The sequence below is a fragment of the Faecalibacterium longum genome (assembly GCF_040094125.1).
Classification (GTDB): domain Bacteria; phylum Bacillota; class Clostridia; order Oscillospirales; family Ruminococcaceae; genus Faecalibacterium; species Faecalibacterium longum.
Genome location: NZ_JBBNIH010000131.1, coordinates 14,115 through 34,281, shown reverse-complemented (window position 1 = coordinate 34,281; position 20,167 = coordinate 14,115). Strand labels below are relative to the sequence as shown.

At 59.3% G+C, this 20,167-nt stretch carries 15 protein-coding genes and 1 pseudogene; 5 read left to right on the top strand and 11 right to left on the bottom strand.

All coding sequences use genetic code 11. The annotated features are described in order from the left end of the window. Positions 1-16: 16 nt before the first annotated feature. The 6 genes from AAAU26_RS07005 to AAAU26_RS06980 all read right to left on the bottom strand — a co-directional run bounded on the left by AAAU26_RS07005 (position 17) and on the right by AAAU26_RS06980 (position 7,971). Entirely contained in the window at positions 17-1,465 is a 1,449-nt protein-coding gene (locus AAAU26_RS07005; RefSeq protein WP_227619276.1) for a phage terminase large subunit, read from the bottom strand. Next, positions 1,462-1,746, bottom strand: coding sequence for a chemotaxis protein (locus AAAU26_RS07000; RefSeq protein ID WP_227619275.1), 285 nt, complete (start codon positions 1,744-1,746; stop codon positions 1,462-1,464). Before AAAU26_RS07000 ends, AAAU26_RS07005 begins: the two co-directional genes overlap by 4 nt. 228 nt (positions 1,747-1,974) lie before the next feature. Next, positions 1,975-4,731, bottom strand: coding sequence for an insulinase family protein (locus AAAU26_RS06995; protein ID WP_227619274.1), 2,757 nt, complete (start codon positions 4,729-4,731; stop codon positions 1,975-1,977). 144 nt (positions 4,732-4,875) lie between these two features. Further along, positions 4,876-6,129 (bottom strand): MFS transporter, encoded by a 1,254-nt coding sequence (locus AAAU26_RS06990; RefSeq protein WP_227619273.1) that lies wholly within the window; start codon positions 6,127-6,129, stop codon positions 4,876-4,878. Between the two features lie 12 nt (positions 6,130-6,141). Beyond that, complete coding sequence (locus tag AAAU26_RS06985; RefSeq protein ID WP_227619272.1) at positions 6,142-6,927, bottom strand: zinc dependent phospholipase C family protein; 786 nt, start codon at positions 6,925-6,927, stop codon at positions 6,142-6,144. An 18-nt stretch (positions 6,928-6,945) separates the two neighbouring features. Next, the gene (locus AAAU26_RS06980) at positions 6,946-7,971 is read right to left on the bottom strand and encodes an NAD(P)H-dependent glycerol-3-phosphate dehydrogenase (RefSeq protein ID WP_158394974.1); all 1,026 of its coding nucleotides are present in this window, start codon (positions 7,969-7,971) and stop codon (positions 6,946-6,948) included. Between the two features lie 338 nt (positions 7,972-8,309). On the opposite strand from AAAU26_RS06980, the gene AAAU26_RS06975 reads away from it, so the two are divergent. The 3 genes from AAAU26_RS06975 to AAAU26_RS06965 are packed head-to-tail and all read left to right on the top strand — an operon-like array spanning position 8,310 to position 10,680. Continuing rightward, positions 8,310-8,993, top strand: coding sequence for an amino acid ABC transporter permease (locus tag AAAU26_RS06975; protein WP_217212142.1), 684 nt, complete (start codon positions 8,310-8,312; stop codon positions 8,991-8,993). 18 nt (positions 8,994-9,011) lie between these two features. Then, positions 9,012-9,818 (top strand): amino acid ABC transporter ATP-binding protein, encoded by an 807-nt coding sequence (locus AAAU26_RS06970; protein WP_227619271.1) that lies wholly within the window; start codon positions 9,012-9,014, stop codon positions 9,816-9,818. A 16-nt stretch (positions 9,819-9,834) separates the two neighbouring features. Then, positions 9,835-10,680, top strand: coding sequence for a transporter substrate-binding domain-containing protein (locus AAAU26_RS06965; RefSeq protein ID WP_227619270.1), 846 nt, complete (start codon positions 9,835-9,837; stop codon positions 10,678-10,680). A gap of 206 nt (positions 10,681-10,886) precedes the next feature. On the opposite strand, the gene AAAU26_RS06960 is transcribed toward AAAU26_RS06965, so the two are convergent. Next, on the bottom strand, positions 10,887-13,364 hold the full coding sequence (locus tag AAAU26_RS06960) for an excinuclease ABC subunit UvrA (protein ID WP_227619269.1): 2,478 nt from the start codon (positions 13,362-13,364) through the stop codon (positions 10,887-10,889). Positions 13,365-13,567: 203 nt separating this feature from the next. Here AAAU26_RS06960 and AAAU26_RS06955 point away from each other — a divergent pair, with 203 nt between their 5' ends. Further along, positions 13,568-14,929 carry a GH1 family beta-glucosidase gene (locus AAAU26_RS06955; RefSeq protein ID WP_207677501.1) on the top strand — a complete coding sequence of 454 codons (1,362 nt, stop codon included), beginning with the start codon at positions 13,568-13,570 and terminating at the stop codon, positions 14,927-14,929. Between the two features lie 177 nt (positions 14,930-15,106). On the opposite strand, the gene AAAU26_RS06950 is transcribed toward AAAU26_RS06955, so the two are convergent. From AAAU26_RS06950 to AAAU26_RS06940, 3 genes are all read right to left on the bottom strand, one after another. After that, complete coding sequence (locus AAAU26_RS06950; protein WP_227619268.1) at positions 15,107-16,051, bottom strand: LysR family transcriptional regulator; 945 nt, start codon at positions 16,049-16,051, stop codon at positions 15,107-15,109. 35 nt (positions 16,052-16,086) lie between these two features. Beyond that, the gene (locus AAAU26_RS06945) at positions 16,087-17,322 is read right to left on the bottom strand and encodes a glycerate kinase type-2 family protein (RefSeq protein WP_227619267.1); all 1,236 of its coding nucleotides are present in this window, start codon (positions 17,320-17,322) and stop codon (positions 16,087-16,089) included. 238 nt (positions 17,323-17,560) lie between these two features. After that, positions 17,561-18,076 (bottom strand): succinylglutamate desuccinylase/aspartoacylase family protein, encoded by a 516-nt coding sequence (locus AAAU26_RS06940; protein ID WP_227619266.1) that lies wholly within the window; start codon positions 18,074-18,076, stop codon positions 17,561-17,563. 80 nt (positions 18,077-18,156) lie between these two features. On the opposite strand from AAAU26_RS06940, the gene AAAU26_RS06935 reads away from it, so the two are divergent. Further along, positions 18,157-18,339, top strand: coding sequence for a hypothetical protein (locus tag AAAU26_RS06935; protein WP_227619265.1), 183 nt, complete (start codon positions 18,157-18,159; stop codon positions 18,337-18,339). A gap of 12 nt (positions 18,340-18,351) precedes the next feature. Here the strand turns inward: AAAU26_RS06935 and AAAU26_RS14540 are convergent. Beyond that, positions 18,352-20,065 (bottom strand): annotated as a pseudogene (locus AAAU26_RS14540) (recombinase family protein). Positions 20,066-20,167: the final 102 nt, after the last annotated feature.

Here is a 20,167-nt window from a genome sequence, read left to right as displayed (position 1 = left end):
CCCAAAGGGAGAGCCTTTACACCCTCAGAAATTTCGCCTTCCGATGCAGCTCCAGCGGGTCATCCAGCACCGGCGGGGCCGATGTATGCCGGGGCGGCGAGATGGGATTTTCCATCAGCACATAGCGGCACTCATCGTAGATGTGGTCTTCCTGCCGGGTGTCGATGTCCTCCACATTGCTCTCGTCGTACACGAGGTTCGGGATGGTGCGGATGAAGTGCTTGCAGGTATTGAACACCTGCAGCATCGGCCTGCCCTCGCCGTCAAAATTCAGCCGGTAGTGCATCTGCATCTTGCCCGCCAGACGGGTGTGGTCGCCGGGCATCCAGTGCAGAAAGTTCGGCCCCCGCTCCATCATGGCGGCGATGCTCTCGCCCCGGCTCTCGTCGAAGATGGCCGGGTCGGCGATGCCCTGAATGACTCTGCCCCGGAGCACCGGGTCGTTCTGCTCGGCCTCCCGGATGCGCCGTGCCTGCTCCACCGGGTCGATGCGCAGACCCTCGTTGGGGCGTCCGGTGCAGCCGTACAGCTCCTTGATGCGGTAGAGCCGCCCTTCCTCGTCCGCCGCGTACCACCCCACCGAGAACGGCTTCGAAAAGCCGAAATCGTAGCCCCGGTAGATTTTCCAGTGCTTCGGGATGGTGAACGGCGCGATGACGTGGGTCCAGCGCTGGTCTTCGTAGTGGTTCGGGTCATTCCGCCACTCGGTGAACACCTGCCCCGAAAAGCTGTCCCAGCTGCCGTAGAGCAGCGCCTGCTTTTCGGCCTCCGGCATGGCCGCGAGGCTGGCCAGATAGTCCGGGTCATTTTCCAGAAGGGCTGGGTTATCGAAGATGCTGGACGGGATGAACACCCGCGCCCGCCGCAGCACCTTTTCGGTGCCGTCCGGCATCCGCACCGGGTATTCCTCCACGATGGGGGTGCCGGGCGGAGCGGGCGTGATGAACCGCGCCTTCACCCAGCCGTGGCCCACCCCGCCGGGGTTGGTGGTGGCCCGCAGATACACCCGGGTGCCGGGGCCGGTGGGGCGGTTGCGGCTCATCATGTAGCTGTACTCCTCCCACTCGAAGTGGGTCAGCTCGTCGAACCCGATGAAATCGAAAGCTTTGCCCTGATAGTTCGTCCGGTCCTTGGTGTACTGCATCGAGCCGAAGTAAATTTTCGCCCCGCTGGGGAAGACCCACACATGGCTCGTGGCGTTGTACTGCGCCTCCGGAAAGGCCCGGCGGTAATAGCTTTGACTCTTGTCCACGAGGTCGGAAAGCTGCGGATAGGTCTTGCGGAGGATGAGCGCCCGGTAGTGCGGAATGTGTACCTGCCGCAGCGCCTCGATGACGAGGGCGTCGCTCTTACCGCCGCCGGCCGCGCCGCCGTAAAGTGCTTCCGGCTCCGGCCTCCGCATAAATTCCATCTGCCTCGGCTGAGGCCTCCACACGACGCCCGCATTCTTGTTTTCTGCCATCATACATCCTCCACCGGCGGCAGCAGCACCACGCCGCACTCCCGCCCTTCTGCGTCCACGCCCTGGTCGTTCAGGGTCTTCGACACGCCCGCCAGGTCTTTCAGCACAGCAGTCGCTTCTTTCAGTCCCTTCATGATTCCGGGGTCGGTGCTGTTCTCTCGGCGGGCCGTGCGCTGGCGGGCATTCAAATCTTTCACCTCCTGCGCCAGCATGGTGCTCAGGGTGTCGGTGGCTTTCCGGAGACTTTCCTGTCCCTTGGCCGCAGTCTGCTTTTCCTGCCCCATCCTGTGTTCTCACTTCCTTTCGTTCTGTCGCTGGCAAAAGGATACCACGCTTTTCTCCGCCGCAGGAGTACATACTTTTTGCCCTCAGATTTGTATTTTACTGTATATTTTATCCTGTAAGTAATATTTCAAAGTGACAAAAATCCCCTGCCTGTGTTCTTTTCCACAGACAGGGGATCTTTCACTCAATTTTCTGCGCAAAGTCTCCGGGAGACTCTCTGCGTATTTTTACAGGGTTTCCACCCGGTCAAACAGCTCCTTTGCGGCCTCCACAGCCTCCTTGCTGCCGAAGACCACCCTCACGCCCTTCTCCATCCGGGCCGACAGGTCCGCCGCCTCGGCCTTGAGGGCGGCAGCATCCACACTGCACAGGCTCTTGCGCTCGGCGGCAGTCATCTCGTCGGTGATGCCGCAAAAATATTTGCAGTCGGTAGACGCAGCCTCTTCCCGGGGCTTGCGCGGGGTGTCCAGCTTTGCTGCCGCGCCCACGATGAACTCGTTCATGTCCTTCTCGGTGTAGTCGCGGCCTGCCAGTTCTGCCGGCCCCTTTGCGAAAGTCTCATAGCTTTCTTTCAGGTGCGGGTCGCGGTAGGTGTAGAGATATTCGGTGTCGTCGTTCTGGGTCACCATGCCGGTGCCGTACGCGCCGCCCACCTCGCGGATATTGTGCCACAGATACTCGTAGCTCATCACCCGGGCCAGCACCTTCCGCTCCAACCGCCGCTCCATGGGCCAGACCAGCACATCGTAGTTCACGCCGCCGTCGATGATGAAGGCCTCGTTCACCGGAGCTGTCAGCTCCTCAGTGTAGGGCTTTGCCTCGCCGCGCTTTTCTGCCGCGAAGGCACTGCCCGGCAAAAGCTTTTTCAGGGTATCCAGCGCCGCGTCGCTGCCGTGGAGGCTGACGGTCAGGGCGTTCTTTTTCAGCACGCTCTTCCACACCTCTTCCATCTTTTTGCCCAGAGCGGTCCAGTCGGCCTTTTCCAGCAGCTCACAGAGATAGTGGTAGTAGCTCACGCCGTTGCAGCGCTCACTCAGTGCGGATTCCACCGAGAAATGTGCCGCCGCCCGCATGGCGGCGAAGGCGTGGCCCTCCCGCAGGAACTTCTGCTCCATGAGCAGCTTCTGCTGGCTTGCCACCCGCTCCATAGCAGCTTCGGCCTGCGGGCCGCTGAACTTTGTCTCATACAGCCACTCACTGCCCAGCTCCACAGCCTTTTCGAGGCTGCGTTCCAGCATACTCATCCCCACGATGAGCTTTGCGTGGCAGGGCCTGCCTTCCTGCCGTCCCGTCCAGCAGTCCATCCACGCACCACTGCTTCCCAGCCAGGTGTTCCGCAGAGTGTTCAGTTCCTGGGCCGTGTGCTTTTCGGTGTCCAGCTCATCCATGACATCCGTGAGCAGATGCAGGCAGGACATATCTTCCGGTGCCATGCCGCCCAGATCATAGTAAAGGTACAGGTAGGTATTGCCCGCCGAGGGGTGGTGCAGCAGTTCTGCACCCGCCAGCAGCTCCTTGCTGCCCGGTGTCTGCTTTTTGCCCTCGCCGAGGTCGGCGGCTGTCAGCGGATGGTCCAGCACCAGCTTGCCGTCGGTGCGGGCGGCGCGCCCCTCTTCCTCTTTCTTGGGCAGGGTCGGCACCTGGATGATCTCCACCGGCGCAGGCGCGAACAGCTCCCGCAGCAGCTCATTGAACCAGCCCTGTTCCAGCTTCTCCCGCAGGGAAGCGAACAGAGCGTTCGTGTGGAGCAGCAGGGCCGGGTCGCCGGTGTGGAGCCATCCGGTAGATGCATTAATGGCGTCCAGCACGCCGTCCGGGATGCTGCCCGGCCGCTCAAGGGAAGCGAACTCGGTGGAGTTGAGGCTTGCCATCAGCAGCTCCTCGGGGATGCCCTTCTCGAGGATGCCGTCCACGGCTTTGCGCACTGCAGCGGCAAACTTGCCCGCCGACTCTTCCGTCGCGCCCCGCAGCACAAGCTCCAAGGTCGGCTGCAGCGTGCTGTCATCGAAGCCCACGTCGATGTCCGCGCCCAGTTTTTCTTCCAGCAGAGCGGCTTTCAGAGGCGCCTGGTTCGTTCCCAGCAGGGCGTCCAGCAGGATCTCCACGCCCAGCTGGCGCTCCCGGTCGCTGAACGCACCGGTGTACCACGCCAGCGCACACTGAGCCTCGTCCGGCTCCGGCTTCTCGGTATAGTACGGGATATTCCGCTTCGCACCGGCCTGCTCGTCCTGCACCGTCAGGCGGGGGCGGCTGGCGCTCTTGGGCATACGGCTCAGATACTGCTCGTCGAGGAAGGCCAGCTTCTCGGCCATGTCCATCTTGCCGTAGAGGGTGATGCAGCAGTTATCGGCGCTGTAGTGGCGGCGGTAGACCCGCACATACTTCTCATAGGTCAGCGCCGGAATGGACGCCGGGTCGCCGCCGGAGACGAAGCCGTAAGCCGTATCCGGGAACATTGCCCGGCTCAGAGCGTTCTGCAGCTGTGCGTCCGGCGTCGCCAGCGCCCCCTGCATCTCGTTGTAGACGACGCCGCTCACCGTGCCGTCTTCGTCCCGGTGCCAGCCCTCCTGCTCGAACACGCCCTTGTCCACCATGGCCAGCGGGCAGAACACCGCGTTGAGATAGACGTCCATCAGGTTCTTGAAGTCCGTCTCGTTGGGGGTAGCGAAGGGATACACCGTCTTGTCCGGGAAGGTCATGGCGTTCAGGAAGGACGCCATGCTGCTCTTGAGCAGCTGCAAAAACGGCGACTTCACCGGGTACTTCTCGCTGCCTGCCAGCACCGAGTGCTCGAGGATGTGGAACACGCCGGTGTCGTCGGAAGGGAAGGTGCCGAAGCCGATGCCGAAGGCCTTGTTGTCGTCGTCGTTTTCCACCAGCAGGACAGCCGCCCCGCTGACGTCATGGGTCAGCACGGTCAGCGTTCCGTGCTGTTCGGGGCAGTCCTCGCGCTTGACGAGGGTGTAGCCGGGATATTGTTTCATGGTCTTGCTCCTTTGTATTTTCTGGATTTTGATTCTATTGTATCATCCTACCCGCCAAAACACAATGAATGGTTTGTGAATCATAACTCGCTGGTAAACAAAAAACTCTGCCCTGTCCGAAGACAAAGCAGAGGTCAAAACGATTTACACTGTCTCACCCTGACGGAACGACACTCTGAACAGCACGAATCCCACGATGAACAGCACGATGAGGGAGCCGACACCCACATTGGCGCTGCCGGTGAGCTGGCTTCCCACACTGACGATCATGGTGCCAAGGAAGGACGCGCCCTTGCCGCAGATGTCGAAGAGGCCAAAGTATTCGCCCGACTTTTCCGGCGGGGTGATCTTTGCAAAGTGGGAGCGGCTGAGCGCCTGCACGCCGCCCTGGAACATGCCCACGATGACGGCCAGCACCCAGAACTGCCACTGCTGGGTCAGGAAAAACGCAAACACTGCGATGCCCGCGTAGGCCGCGATGCACACCGGGATGAGTTTTGCCGAGGGGTACTTGTTCGACAACCGCCCAAAGATGAGGGCCGACGGGAACGCCACGATCTGGGTCACAAGAAGTGCCAGCAAAAGGCCGGTGGTGTCCAAACCCAGCGCCGTGCCGTAGGCCGTCGCCATGTCGATAATGGTGTACACGCCGTCGATGTAGCAGAAGAACGCCAGCAAAAACCAGAACACCTGTTTATCCTCCGGCAGATGCCGCAGGGTATGGCCGATGCGGGCAAAACTCTGCCGGACAGCGTGCTTTTCCACCTCCACATAGTGGAGCTGTTTATAACTTTTCAGCAGCGGCAGGGTCGTGAGCAGCCACCACGCCGCCGTCAGCAGGAGTGCCAGGTTCAGCGCCGTCATCTGGCTGATGCCGATGCTCCCCGCCCCCAGCACAAGACCGAGGCAGACCACGAAGGGTACACAGCTGCCGATGTATCCCCACGCATAGCCCCGGCTGGACACTTCGTCCATCCGCTCGGGAGTGGTCACATCCCCGAGCATGGAGTCGTAGAACACCAGGCTGCCCGAAAAGCCCACCTTCGCGATGACGAAGATGACCAGAAACGGCAGCCACGCCGACGCCGCGCCCATGGCGCAGCAGCCCACGATGCCCACGAAAACGCAGAGTATGAAGATAGGCTTCTTGAAGCCCTTCGTATCAGCCACTGTCCCCAAAATGGGGCTCAAAACAGCCGTGATGACGGTCACAGCCGAGCTGGCATAGCCCCAGTAAGCCAGATACTCCACCGAGCTCAGGCCCCCGGCCTCCGCCAGCGCATTGAAGAAAATGGGGATAAGGGTGGCCACCATCAGCACAAAGGCCGAGTTGCCCACGTCGTACAGGATCCAGTTCCGCTCCAAGCTCGTCAGGCGGAATTTACCGCTCTTTTCCATCCGGTGCTCCTCTCAGTTCTCCCCAAACGTATGCTGATACTCCGCCCCAAGCGGCTTGTTCTCTGCATACTCTTCGATGAGCCTTACCGCCAGCGGCACAGCCGTTTTATACAGCTCTTCGAGCTTCTGGCTGCTCTGGACGCATTTGGGGTTCAGCTGCGGATTCGCCACAAGGCCGTGCATGAACTCATACTTGCCCGCGACGCGCATCCCGGTCAGCACCACCCAGCGCTTGACGGGGTTCGCCGCCTGCAAAAAATGATGCACCGTTATCATCCCCTTCATCGCCGCCAGCGTCTCGTCCACCGTGACGCCTTCGTAGAAGGGCGCGATGACCTCGGCCCGCTCCCGGCTGGGTTTGATGTGGCTGGCCGTGAAGAACTTTATGGGGTCGAGGCCGTCTTCCCGCATCAGGGCGTTGTCAAACTCCGTCTCGATCTCGCAGTGTCCCACACCGCTCTCCCGGACATAGGCCTCCACATAAGGGTGACAGGTGCTGTCCAGCGCGAAGTGACAGACAAAGCCCAGCGCATAGGCCAGAGCAGCATCTTTGTCCGGCGCATTTTCCACCACGGTGCGGGCACGGGTGAAAAACACCTCGCCCTTCTGCTCGTGCATGGTATTACCCAGACGGTTCACCGGGTTCGACTGCAAGGCCTTGTAATAAAACATCAGGTCCGGCCCGTGGAGACCTATGTCGTAAAGCTCCCGGTGCTGTTCCAGCGTCGCGCGCAGACCGTCCGGCAGCAGGGCCAGAACATCCGCACCAAAGCGGCGGTGTGCGTAGGTAGAAGGCATGATACCGCCCCTTTTCGTTTATTTTTCGTAGCCCTGCGGCAGCTCGTTCTTCAGGCCGCGCTCCATCAGGGACTTGACAGCCTCTGCCGCACTCATGCCCTTGTTGACGATGGCGTTGACGGTCTGGACGATGGGCATTTCCACCTGATACCGCTCGGCCAGTTCCAGCGCAGCGGGCAGGGCGTTCATGCCCTCGACCACCATGCCGACTTCCTTGACGGCATTTTCCGGGGTCTCGCCCTTGCCGATGAGGATACCGGCGCGGTTGTTGCGGCTGTGCATACTGGTGGCGGTCACGATGAGGTCGCCGATACCGGCCAGACCTGCGAAAGTGTGGACATTGCAGCCCATCGCCACGCCCAGACGGGCGATCTCGGCGATGCCGCGGGTGATGAGGGCAGCGCGGGCATTATCGCCGTAGCCGAGGCCGGTGGAGATGCCGACGCCCAGCGCGATGACGTTCTTCATGGCGCCGCTCAGCTCTACACCCTTGATGTCCTCGTTGGTGTAGACGCGCATGACATTGTTGGTGAAGACCTCCTGCACATAGGCAGCGGCCTCCATATCCTTGCTGGCCGACACGATGGTGGTGGGCAGGTCGATGGCCACTTCCTCGGCGTGGGTGGGGCCGGACAGGGCCACAAGACGCACGCCCTTCGGGCCGCCTTCCTTGCCCAGCTCATCGGCCAGGATTTCGGTCATGGTGTACAGGGTGTCGGGCTCGATGCCCTTTGCCACGTCCACGATGATCTGGCCGTCGGCCACATAGGGCCGGGCCTTCGCCGCCGTGGAGCGGACGAACACCGACGGCACTGCGAACAGCAGGATGTCCTTGTCTTTGCAGACTTCCTCGATGCTCTTGGTGAACCGCAGCTCGTCGGGGATCTTCATCTGCGGCAGATTGGGGTGCTTGCGGGTGGTGGAAAGGCTGTCGATTTCCTTCTCGATGGCCGACCACACCAGCACATCATTCCCGCTCACAGTCAGCATCCGTGCAAGGGCCATGCCCCAGGTGCCAGCGCCCAGAATACCAATACGTTTCATCACGTTTGTCCTCCGTATCCGCCGCGCTCCCGTCTGGCGGGGCGTGCGGCCTGTTTGTACCTTTACAGGTCTATACAGTTCTATTGTACCCGAAAGCTTCTGCCGCGTCAACTACTCTGCCGTTCTGCACAAAGTCAGCACCTGTTTTTCATCCATTTCGTCTATACCATGCAATTTTTCGAAACCATTTGCGTTCATTTCCAAATCATGTTATAGTATTCTGGTAGGTTTTGTAGGATTTTCATTTTTTCCTCTTGACTTCGACCCTGCTTTAAGGTATATAATATGTCCACCCACTTGTCCTGTCTGTTTATTCAAATTTTGAAAAAGGAGTATCCATGCTGGAAACACTCTTATCCAACCGCACCGTCAGCGTGCTCTGGGAGGCTCTTCCCCGCATCCTCTCGGCGGGCCTCACCATGACCATCCCCCTCACCCTCGTCTCGTTCACCTTGGCAATGGTGCTGGCGGTGGCTGTGGCGCTGGTGCAGTACGCCCGGGTGCCGGTGCTGAGCCAGCTGGCCCGGTTCTACATCTGGGTCATCCGCGGCACGCCGCTGCTGGTGCAGCTTTTCATCATCTTTTACGGCCTGCCCAGCGTGGGCATCATGCTGGACGCTTTCCCGGCGGCAGTCATCGCCTTCGCCTTCAACGAGGGTGCATACTGTGCCGAGACCATGCGCGGCGCACTCGAGAGCGTGCCGCAGGGCCAGCTGGAAGCCGGCTACTGCGTCGGCATGAGCTGGTGGCAGATCATGCGCCGCATCGTGCTGCCGCAGGCCCTGCGCACCGCCGTGCCTGCCCTCTCCAACTCCCTCATCGGCATGATAAAGGACACCTCTCTGGCCTCCAACATCACGGTAGCGGAGCTGTTCATGGCCGGCCAGCGCGTCGCCGCCCGCACCTACATCTTCCTGCCCATTTACTGTGAGGTGGCCGTGGTGTATCTGCTGTTCTGTACCGTCATCACCAAGCTGCAAGGGCTGCTGGAGCGCCAGCTCAACGCCCACGGCTTCCAGTAAGAAAGGAGTGTGGCTGTTATGGCAATGTTAGAGATACGCGGCGTCCACAAATCCTTCCATACTTACGCAAAGCCCGGCGTCCATCCCGGCATCTTTGGCCGCGCCCCCAAGCCGACCAGCAGTCTGGACGTACTGCGCGGCGTCGATTTGACGGTGGAAAAGGGCGACGTCGTGGCCATCCTCGGCCCTTCCGGCTCAGGCAAGACCACCCTGCTGCGTTGTCTCAACTTCCTTGAGACGGCGGACGCAGGCCAGCTCACCTTCGACGGTGAGACCTTCGACCTCGCCCACGCCGATCGCGCCAGCATCGCGCGGCTGCGCCGCAAGACGGCTTTCGTCTTCCAGAACTACAACCTCTTCCGCAACAAAACGGCCCTGCAGAACGTCACCGAGGGCCTCATCGTCGCCCGGAAGATGCCCAAAGCGGAGGCTGATGCCGTCGGCATGAAGATGCTGGAAAAGGTCGGCCTCGCCGACCGTGCCGACTACTACCCCCGTCAGCTGTCGGGCGGTCAGCAGCAGCGCGTGGCCATCGCCCGCGCTCTTGCCTCCGGCCCGGAGATCATCTATTTCGACGAACCCACCAGCGCCCTCGACCCGGAATTGACCGGCGAGGTGCTGGCCGTCATGCGGCAGCTGGCACAGGAGGGCATGACCATGCTGGTCGTCACCCATGAGATGGGCTTTGCCCGCAACGTCTCGTCCCGCACCGTCTTTATGGAAAACGGCGTCGTGGTCGAGGAAGCCCCCTCGCAGGAGTTCTTCGCCCATCCCAAAGAGGCAAGGACCCGTGAGTTCCTTCAGAAAATTTCCCATACTGAATAAGAAAGGATCATCACCTATGAAACGCAGAACCTTTATTTCTCTCATGAGCGTCATGGCCGCTGCCGGTGTTCTCTCGCTGGCTGGCTGCTCTTCCAACACTTCCGCCTCCACTGCTTCCAACATCGCTGCTTCTGCTTCCGCTGCTGCCGCCAACAAGCTGGAGACCATCCAGTCCAACGGCAAGCTGGTCATCGCGCTGGAAGGCGCATGGCAGCCCTGGAGCTTCCACGATGAGAGCGACACCCTCGTGGGCTACGACGTCGAAGTCTCCCGTGCCATTGCCGAGAAGCTGGGCGTCGAGCCCGAGTACGTCGAGAGCGACTGGGACAGCCTGTTTGCCGGTCTGGACGCTGGTCGCTACGATCTCGTCTGCAACGGCGTCGAAGTCACCGAAGAGCGCGCCAAGACCTACGACTTCACCACTCCCTACGGCTACATCCACACCGCCCTCGCCGTCCGCAAGGACAACGACGACATCAAGAGCTTCGAGGACCTCGCCGGCAAGACCACGGCCAACAGCCTCGCTTCCACCTACATGGAGCTGGCCGAGAGCTACGGCGCGACCGTGCAGGGCATCGACACGCTGGAAGAGACCATCCAGCTGCTGACTGCTGGCCGCATCGACGCCACCCTGAACGCCAACGTCTCCTTCTACGACTACCTGAACGTCCATCCGGACGCCGACTTCAAGCTGGTCGCCCAGACCGAAGATGCTTCTCACGTTGCGATCCCTATTGTCAAGAGCGAAGACTCTTCCTTCCTCGACGCCCTCAACAGTGCCATCGACGAACTGCGCGCTGACGGCACCCTCAAGGAGCTGGGCGAGAAGTATTTCGGTCAGGATATTTCTTCCGAGAATTAACTTTTTGTTTTGATCGTCAGCAAAGCATCAGAAGTGCATCATGGTCTATCCCGTAGGTGAAACCGCAAAGCTTCCGGGAGTCGTCAAAAATATCCGGGAAGAAGATCTTCCCGAGCGTTTCCGTGCCGAACTGCGCGGTGTCCCGGAAAGCAAATAAGAATATTGACGAAGGGGGCAGGTGCCATGCAGCACCTGCCCCCTTTTTGTTATAAATATCTTCCGGTAATACTCTCCGGGTTTCCCTGGATCTCCTCCGGCGTGCCTGTTGCCACGACGCGGCCGCCGCTCTCGCCGCCGCCCGGCCCCATGTCGATGACATAGTCCGCGTTGCGGATGACATCAAGGTCGTGTTCGATGACAACGACCGTTGCGCCGTTGTCCAGCAGGGCTTGGAACACCCGCAGCAGCACCTGCACGTCCAGCGGGTGGAGGCCGATGCTGGGCTCATCGAAAACGAACACCGAGTCGGTCTGGGTGCGGCCGATCTCGCTGGCCAGCTTGAGGCGCTGGGCCTCGCCGCCGGAGAGGCTGGGCGTCTCTTCGCCCAGTGTCAGGTAGCCCAGACCCAGCTGCTGCAATGTCTGCAGGCGCTGGCTCACTGTCTTCATCCCGCCGCAGAACTCAAGAGCGGAGTTGACGTCCATATCCATCAGTTCCGGCAGGGAGACGGCCTGCTCCGCCTTGTTCATCAGCTTCACGCCGTAAGCCACCCGCGCGTAGCGGGAACCCCGGCAGTCGGGGCAAACGATGTTCACATCCGGCAGGAACTGCACGTCCAGGCTCACCTCACCGGTGCCGTCGCAGCCGGGGCAGCGCAGACTGCCCGTATTGTAGGAAAAATCGCTGGCCTTGAAGCCCTTTTGCCTGGCGTCCGGAGATCTGGCATAGAGCTTCCGCAGCTCGTCGTGGACGCCCGCGTAGGTTGCCACGGTAGAGCGCACATTGATGCCGATGGGCGTCGCGTCGATGAGCTTGACGTGCGCGATGCCCTCGGCGCAAATCTCCCGGATATGTGCCGGGAGGGCGCTGCCGTTTATCTTTGCTTCCAGCGCCGGCACGAGGCTTTCCAGCACCATCGTCGTTTTGCCGGAGCCGGACACGCCCGTTACCACGGTGAGCCGCCCCTTGGGAATGTCCAGCTCCAAAGGCTTGACCGTGTGGATGCTGCCGGTGGAGAGATGGATCCCCCCCTCTGCGAACAGCTCTCCTTCCCTGGCACACCGGCGCAATTTCGTCTCAGCTTTTCCGGAGAGGAACGGCCCGATCTGGGACTCCGGCTTTGCCTCCAAATCAGCTATCGTCCCTTCGGCAATGACATGTCCGCCCTTAGCTCCCGCTTCCGGCCCCATCTCGATCACCCAGTCGGCCTCTTTCAGGATCTGGGTGTCGTGGTCCACCAGAATGACCGAGTTGCCGTCGGCCACGAGGTCGTGCATCACGCCGGTCAGGCCCACGATGTTCGACGGATGCAGGCCGATGGACGGCTCATCCAGCACATAGAGCACGCCGGTGGTGCGGTTGCGGACGGCCCGGGCCAGCTGCATCCGCTGGCGCTCACCGGTGGAAAGGGTCGAGGCCGAGCGGTCAAGCGTCAGATAGCCCAGACCTAAGTCCATCAGCCGCTTGGCGGTACTTTCGAATGCCTCGCAGATGCTCTCCGCCATCGGGCGCATCTCTTCCGGCAGGCTGCCCGGCACGCCCTTCACCCACTCCACGAGGGCTTCCAGCGTCATCTGGCAGGCTTCGTCCAGCGAGATGCCTCGCAGCTTCGGCGCACGCGCCGCCGCTGAGAGCCGTGAGCCGTGACACTCGGGGCAGACATCTTCCCGCAGGAACTTTTCCACCCGCTTCATGCCCTTGTCATCCTTGACCTTTGCAAGAGCATTTTCTACAGTGTAGACGGCATTGTAATAGGTAAAGTCCAGCTCGCCGGCCTGATTCGAGTTCCTGGCGTGGTAGAAGATATGCTTTTTCTCTGCTGGACCGTGGTAGACGATGTCCTTTTCCTGTTCGGTCAGGTCGCGGAACGGCACATCCGTCCTCACACCCATCTCCCGGCAGACATCTGTCATCAGCGACCACATCAGGCTGTTCCACGGGGCCACTGCGCCGCCGTCGATGGTCAGCGAGTCGTCCGGCACCAGCGACGCCATGTCCACCGTCCGGACGCTGCCTGTGCCGCTGCACTTCTGGCAGGCCCCTTGAGAGTTGAAAGCCAGCTCCTCCGCCGACGGCGCATAGAAATGCGCACCGCACTCCGGGCAGACTAGCTCCTTGCCCGCCGCAACAGCCAGCGTCGGCGGGATGTAATGCCCGTTCGGGCAGCGGTGGCTTGCGAGGCGGGAGTACATGAGCCGCAGGCTGTTCAGCAATTCCGTGCCGGTGCCGAAGGTGCTGCGGATGCCCGGTACGCCCGGCCGCTGGTGCAACGCCAGCGCCGCCGGGACATACAGCACCTCTTCCACCGAGGCTTTCGAAGCCTGGGTCATCCGGCGGCGGGTGTAGGTGGACAGCGCCTCCAGATACCGGCGGGAGCCTTCGGCATACAGCACCCCCAGCGCCAGCGAGGATTTACCCGACCCCGACACGCCCGCAATGCCCACGATCTTGTTCAGCGGGATGTCCACGTCGATGTTTTTCAGGTTGTGTACCTTTGCCCCGCGCACGAGCATTTTGTCTATCATTATGGTTTCCCTTCCCTTTGGCTTTTTTGCGCCAGATGAATTCCATGTTCTCTGTTTTAGTATAGCGTATCCTGATGTGTATTTCCACAATGGTCACCAATAAAATGCTATTTGCACCGGCAGCCACAGAAGAGTATACTATAATCAGTAAGGATCTCAAGTTCCTGTACACATGTATCTGACGAGATAAAAGGAGAACGAACATGGCAGTATTTCCAAAAGAATTTGTATGGGGCGCTGCGACTGCAGCCTATCAAATCGAGGGCGGTGCCGTCGAGGATGGAAAAGGCCGGAGCATCTGGGATGTTTTCTCCCACACACCGGGCCGCACCTATCGGGGCGAGACCGGTGATACCGCCTGCGACAGCTATCACCGCTGGCGGGAAGACATCGAACTGCTGAAGTCGATGCACCTGAAAGCCTATCGCTTCTCTGTGGCGTGGACGCGCATCGCCCCCACCGGCGGCACGGACTGGAACGAAAAAGGCTTTGCCTATTACGATGGTCTTGTGAATACTTTGCTGGAAGCGGGCATCGAGCCATATATTACGCTGTATCACTGGGATTTGCCGCAGGCGCTGGAAGAAAAGGGCGGCTGGCAGAATGAGGACACCGCCCGGGCGTTTGCAGTCTACACGGCAAAAATGGCAGAACATTTCAAAGGCAGGGTCCACCAGTGGTTCACCTTCAATGAGCCTGCCTGTATCGTGAAAATGGGCTATGGGACAGGTGAGCATGCGCCGGGGCTGAAACTCCCGCTGGAAGGGCAGTTCACCTGCTGGCAGAATATCATCTATGCGCACTGCCTTGCCGCGCAGGAGCTCCGCCATACGGACGCCGAAAACAGAGTGGGCTTCGTCTCCACAGGCCGCATCTGCTACCCCGTATCTGAGGCAAAAGCAGATGTGGACGCCGCCCGGGCTCTGACCTTTGCCTGCCCGGACGAGGACTGGGCCTTTACCCACACGATGTCGCTCGACCCTCTGTGCCTTGGCCGCTGGCCCGGACCGGACCTCTGTGGGCCGCAGCTTTCCGCCTGCATCGGTGCTGTGCCGCAATACATCAACGACGCCCTGTCTCTGGGCAGACCGGATATGCTCGGGCTGAACATCTACAATGCCGCGCCTGTACAGATGGGAACGAATGGCCCCTGTTATGTGGAGCGCCCTGCGGGATACGCTCACACAGCCATGAACTGGCCGGTAGAGCCGGAAAGCCTGAACTGGGGTCCCCGTTACATCCAGGAGCGGTATGGACTGCCCATGTTCATCGCGGAGAACGGCTTATCCTGCACCGACAAAATCTATCGGGACGGCAAGGTGCATGACGTGGAGCGAATTGATTTTCTGGCGCGCTATCTGGAAAAACTCTCCGAGGGCATTCAGGCCGGTGCCGACGTGCGAGGGTACTTCCATTGGAGCCTGCTGGACAACTACGAGTGGCACAGCGGATACAGAGAGCGTTTTGGTCTGGTGTACGTCGATTACGCTTCCGGGCGGCGCATCCCGAAAGACAGTGCCTTCTGGTATGGCGAAGTTGCGGCGACCAACGGCGGGTCCATCTGACCTGTAAAATAAAAGGGCGGCAGTTTCTCCAATACAGAACGAATATTGCAGCCATATCCAAGATACGTCTTACCCATCCTGCAAATTCTTTTATAATAGCACTGCTGCCTGAAAGCGCTGCAACAAATTCCCATATCAAAAGGGAAGCTTTCCGGTATGGGACAACGACAAATCATTTTATTGGGATGCGAAAGAGACGTCCTCCGCCTGCTTCGGCGCTGCCGGATGGCCCGGCTCCGCTTTTGTCAACATCTGCTGGAACTTCCGGGCCGCCGTGTTCAGTGGACGGTGATGGTCGTAGACGAGGCAGATAGAGCGGGATGGAATGATCTCCTGCAGATGCAGCTCGACAAGCTCGCCGCGGGCCAGAAGCTCTTTCGTCATCGGTTCCGGCACGAAGGCAAGGCCCAGCTCACTTTTCACCAGCGTGAGCATCTGGTCGGTGGTGGCGGCCTCGGTGTCGGGCCGGAGCACGGCGTCGTGGTCGAGGAAGAACTGCCGGTAGAAGCTCCGGGTCATGCTCTCATCGCTGAGAGAGATAAGCGGATAGCAGCTCAGTTCTTTCAGCGTCAGGCGCTGGCTGGCCAGTGCAGTGAAGGTCTTTCCACCCACCAGCACTTCATAAAACGGTCTCAGTTCCACCGTCTTCAGGCCCTGTTCTACTTCCGCCGGGGTGGAGATGATGGCAAAATCCACTTCTCCGTTCTTCACAGCCTGCACCGCCTGGGGCGTAGAGTGGTTCGAGATGCGCAGCCGGATGCCGGGATACTCGGTGTGGAACGTCCGCAGCTTCTCAGCCAGATAGATGTTCAGCGCCGTCTCCGTCGCACTGATGCTGATGGAGCCATGCTCGAGGGTGGCGCTGGCGCTCAGCTCTTCCTCCGCGTCCTGTATCTGCACCGCCGCCGAGGCGATGCGGGAGTAGAGCATCTCGCCCTCCGGCGTCAGGGTGACGCCCCGGTTGGAGCGGGTAAAGAGCACACAGTTCAGCTGGCTTTCCAGCCGGTTCATCGAGTGGGTGATGTTGGGCTGGTTGTTGCCCAGCACCCGCGCCGCTTTCGTAAAGTTCTGATACTTCGCCACATAATAGAAAATTTTGTAGTATTCCCAATCGACGTACATGGGAGCCTCCCCTCTTTCATACCGGAATCACATTTTTACTTCTCCCCCACCAGCGCCACGGCAACATCATTGACATTCGTGCCAGTAGCGCCGGTCATGATAAGGCCGTCCACAGCTTTCAGTGCATGGTAGGCGTCGTTGTTTTGCAGGGTGTCGAACACATTCCAGCCCTTGGCGGTCAGTGCGGAGAGGGTGTCACCATCCACATAGCCGCCGGCAGCATCCGTGGGGCCGTCGGTGCCGTCACTGCCCGCCGAGAACACTGCTGCATCCAGCCCGGCCAGCGCCGGAGCCGCTGCAAGGGCAAGCTCCTGACTCCGTCCGCCGAGGCCTTTGCCGGTCAGGTGGACGACCGTCTCGCCGCCTGCGATGTAGGCCAGCTTTTTTCCCTGCCCCGCGTGGGTCCGGACGATGGAGCCAAGGAAGCTGCCCGCCTCCCGGGCTTCACAGCAGAGCTGGTCGGTCAGCAGGACGGGCTCATAGCCAAGCTCCCGGCAGGCGGAAGCGGCGGCGGTGCAAAGCTCCCGCACACTGCCAGTGATCTGGGTCGTCACATTGTCCAGCATCTTGGGCGTTTCCTGCGCCAGAAGAACTTTTGCCTGTTCCGAGAGCTTCAGGTGATACTTCTCCGCAATGGTAAGCGCCTGTGCGCAAGTAGAGGTATCCGGCACCGCCGGGCCGCTGGCTATCATATCCAGCGGGTCGCCCAGAATATCGCTCAGCACGATGCTGAATACCTGAGCCGGGGAGCATGCCTGCGCGAACCGCCCGCCCTTGACGCCCGAAAGCCGTTTGCGGATGGTGTTCATCTCCACGATGTCAGCGCCACTGGCAAGGAGCTGGCCGGTGATGTCCTGCAATTCTGTGCCGGGGAGCAGCGGTTTTTCAAACAATGCACTTCCTCCGCCGGAGAGCAGAAACAGCACGGTATCCTCCGCCGCCAGGCCGCGCACCAGCTCCAATGCCTTTTCGGTGGCCGCAAAACTGTTCTCGTCCGGCACCGGATGGCCTGCTTCATAACAATTTACTCCCAGAATTTCGCCCCTGACGTGCTTGTATTTGGTCACGACCACGCCGCCGTCCACACGGCCCAGCGCTTCCACCGCCGCGTGTGCCATCTGCCATGCGGCCTTGCCCGCTGCGACCAGCAGCACCCTGCCGCCCTTGGGCGCAAAGGCTTTCAATGCGCGGCGGACAGCTTCGTCCGGCAGGACAGCGTTCAGGCTGGATGCGATGATGGCATCGGCATCCTTTCGCAGCGTCAGATTCATGAAACAGACCTCCTTGTGGGGTATGATTTACAGCAGACCGGCTTCGGTCATGGTTTTTACAAAGCCCTGCCTGGCCGGGCCGTCCGGAATCATTATACAGCAAGACCGACGTTTCGGGAATACTTTCGGCAATGGTTTTGAAATTGCTGTACAGCTCGACATCACGGACTGTACCTTCCTTAGTTGGGTCTTGTATCTGATTTTTATACTCGCTCTCTACGAAATACAAAAATCTTGTTTACAAACATCCCCCATGCAGCCGCCGGATCACCTTAAATGCGATCTCATGTTCTGTTGTCAGCGGTTTTTTCAAAGCGAAGAAAACAACACCGCTGGTCGGACAGGTGATCTCTGCCTCCACCTCTGCAGTAAACGGGTCAAGGATCACGCCCGTTTTCTGACCATACTCCACTTCCTGTCCCGGCTCCACGAAGCGGCGGAAGATCCCGCCCGCCGGGGTGAGTACATTTGCCATCTCGTTTTCCTGCACGACGGTGGACAGATACCCGCTGTGGCAGTGGTATCGCAGTAAACCGACCCGGCTGAGATACCGCAGCACGGCGGCAACGGCTTCCTGTGCGCTCTGCTCGTCAGCTTCGTCCGTTTCCTTGGTATAAATGCTGAACGCATTGGTCTCCCAGATCTGCCAATTATAGTTCAGCGTCGTCGTATCAATGGGGGCCGGTTTACGCATGACCACATAAGGCAGGCCGAACAGATTGCCCAGGCTGGCCGTCTGATAGCCGGTGTTCATAATGCGAATGTGCGGAACAAAGTCACCGGGCAGATAGAAGGACGCAAAATGGATATGCCCACACGCAGGACAAGCCCCGGTTGGAGCTGACCGAGAAGATCGAAGCGAACTTCTATTCCCAAGACCTGACCCCGGCAGCATCCCAGATCCAGCAAAATAAAAAGCCGGCGGCAACAAAAATCTCCGGTAAGGAGATCCTTGAAGCCATCCGGCTGATGGACGCAGACGAACGCAGAGAATTGACGAGAGCCTTGTTCGCCTAAAATTTCTTCTTTTTATGCAAAGGAAAGCAGGCTGTGCAAACCTTGCGCAGAAAAGCCCCTGATTCGGGCAAATGTGCAAACGGTGTGCAGAAAGTGTGCAGCCGCTTTCCTACATAAAGAAAGAACGTCAAATCTTTCGATTTGACGTTCAAAATTTGGTGCACCTCGCGCACTCATATCCGAACTTTTCTCCGCTTTCACGGCTTCCCCGAAAGCGACCGTTTCTGTACCTTCCTTATAGTTAAAGGTAATAAGCACCTTATCATCGTAGAGATAGATGGCATTGATGAAGGTATCTACCAGTGCCTGCCGCTGCTCCGGCTGGGTCATATCCAGCTTACGGAAACGGAGCAGCCAGAACCGGACGAATTCTTCTTTCATCTTCGGCTTGGCCAGCCGTTCTTCTGCAATGCGGGCTTGCAGTTCCTTCCGCTGTTCTTCCAGCGCTTCCAGCCGCTCCTTGGTGGAGCTGGTCAGAATGCCCATCTGGATAGCGTTCAGCATATTGGTGATGCCGGTTTCCGTTTCCTTCAACTGCTTTTCGTAGATAGGCAGGTCAGTGCTTTCCTGATTTTGCAGCTCCATGACCTTGGCAATGATGGCATTCATGGAAGCATCATCTTCCACCAGCTTCATGGTTTCGGTCACTACCAAATCTTCCAGCCATTGTTTCCGCACTGCCTTTTTATCGCAGGTCTTTTTCTTCTTGGCGGCAGCACACTTGTAATAAGTGTACATCCTGCCGGTATGACTGACACCACTTTCGCCAAACATCAGCGCTCCGCACTTACCACAGTACAGCTTGGTGGTGAGCAGATAACTTTCCTCTGCCTTATGACGGGCAGGGGCCTTTTTCTTTTTCGCCAGCTTTTCCTGCACCTTGTTGAACAGGTTCGCGTTTGCGCAGCGAAGCGGAGCAATGAAAGCCCCAGTGGGGCTTTTAAGCGACAGAACGGTCTTGCGTAGCAAGATGGAGGGGCCTTGCCCCGACAAGTTCACCTGATACCAGTGCCGGGATCGCATTGGGCTGTACCACATCCCGCAAACGCAATTCGCCGATGTACCGGCGATTACTCAGCATCCGCTGAATTGTGTTATAGGACATCTCTCCGCCCATCGAATTTTTGATGTTGTGCGCCTTTAACCAATCCCGCAGGTCAGTCATGGTCGCACCGTCCGCATACTTCTGGAACGTCTGCTCCACATACGGAGCCAGCAGCGGGTCTGGCTGGTAATGCCGGGTCTCATCGATCATGTAGCCGAACGGAATCGTGCCACCATTATAAATGCCCTTGAGAGCGTTCTCGGTCATGCCGCGCACGACCTTTTCAGACAGGTCAGCCGAGTAGTATTCGGCGTAGCCTTCCAGCACTGATTCCAGAATAATGCCCTCCGGGCCAGCCGAAATGACTTCCGTTGCCGATACCAGTTTCACGCCGTTTCGCTTCAGCTGAGTCTTGTACCGGGCACTGTCGTAGCGGTTTCGGGCAAAGCGGTCGAGCTTCCAGACAATGATGATGTCAAAGATGCCACGCTCACTGTCTTTGATCATCTGTTGGAACTGCGGGCGGTTATCGGTCTTGGCGGAGATGGCACGGTCAATGTAATGCTTCACCACCGTGAAGCCGTTCTTTTCCGCATAGGCGGTGCATTCCCGGATCTGACCTTCAATGGATTCTTCGCGCTGACTATCAGTAGAATAGCGGGCATAGATCACGGCGGTCATGGCAGGCACCTCCCATTTATACATCATTGAACGGTGGAGCGTTCTTTCAAAACAGTGTTTCGTATAATGTATATGCCACAGTTTTTAACTGAATGCAAGACT

Bases quoted from the DNA above. Each gene is read 5' to 3' on its own strand.
- AAAU26_RS07005 (WP_227619276.1), bottom strand. From the start codon at position 1,465: ATGATGGCAGAAAACAAGAATGCGGGCGTCGTGTGGAGGCCTCAGCCG.
- AAAU26_RS07000 (WP_227619275.1), bottom strand. From the start codon at position 1,746: ATGGGGCAGGAAAAGCAGACTGCGGCCAAGGGACAGGAAAGTCTCCGG.
- AAAU26_RS06995 (WP_227619274.1), bottom strand. From the start codon at position 4,731: ATGAAACAATATCCCGGCTACACCCTCGTCAAGCGCGAGGACTGCCCC.
- AAAU26_RS06990 (WP_227619273.1), bottom strand. From the start codon at position 6,129: ATGGAAAAGAGCGGTAAATTCCGCCTGACGAGCTTGGAGCGGAACTGG.
- AAAU26_RS06985 (WP_227619272.1), bottom strand. From the start codon at position 6,927: ATGCCTTCTACCTACGCACACCGCCGCTTTGGTGCGGATGTTCTGGCC.
- AAAU26_RS06980 (WP_158394974.1), bottom strand. From the start codon at position 7,971: ATGAAACGTATTGGTATTCTGGGCGCTGGCACCTGGGGCATGGCCCTT.
- AAAU26_RS06975 (WP_217212142.1), top strand. From the start codon at position 8,310: ATGCTGGAAACACTCTTATCCAACCGCACCGTCAGCGTGCTCTGGGAG.
- AAAU26_RS06970 (WP_227619271.1), top strand. From the start codon at position 9,012: ATGGCAATGTTAGAGATACGCGGCGTCCACAAATCCTTCCATACTTAC.
- AAAU26_RS06965 (WP_227619270.1), top strand. From the start codon at position 9,835: ATGAAACGCAGAACCTTTATTTCTCTCATGAGCGTCATGGCCGCTGCC.
- AAAU26_RS06960 (WP_227619269.1), bottom strand. From the start codon at position 13,364: ATGATAGACAAAATGCTCGTGCGCGGGGCAAAGGTACACAACCTGAAA.
- AAAU26_RS06955 (WP_207677501.1), top strand. From the start codon at position 13,568: ATGGCAGTATTTCCAAAAGAATTTGTATGGGGCGCTGCGACTGCAGCC.
- AAAU26_RS06950 (WP_227619268.1), bottom strand. From the start codon at position 16,051: ATGTACGTCGATTGGGAATACTACAAAATTTTCTATTATGTGGCGAAG.
- AAAU26_RS06945 (WP_227619267.1), bottom strand. From the start codon at position 17,322: ATGAATCTGACGCTGCGAAAGGATGCCGATGCCATCATCGCATCCAGC.
- AAAU26_RS06940 (WP_227619266.1), bottom strand. From the start codon at position 18,076: ATGAACACCGGCTATCAGACGGCCAGCCTGGGCAATCTGTTCGGCCTG.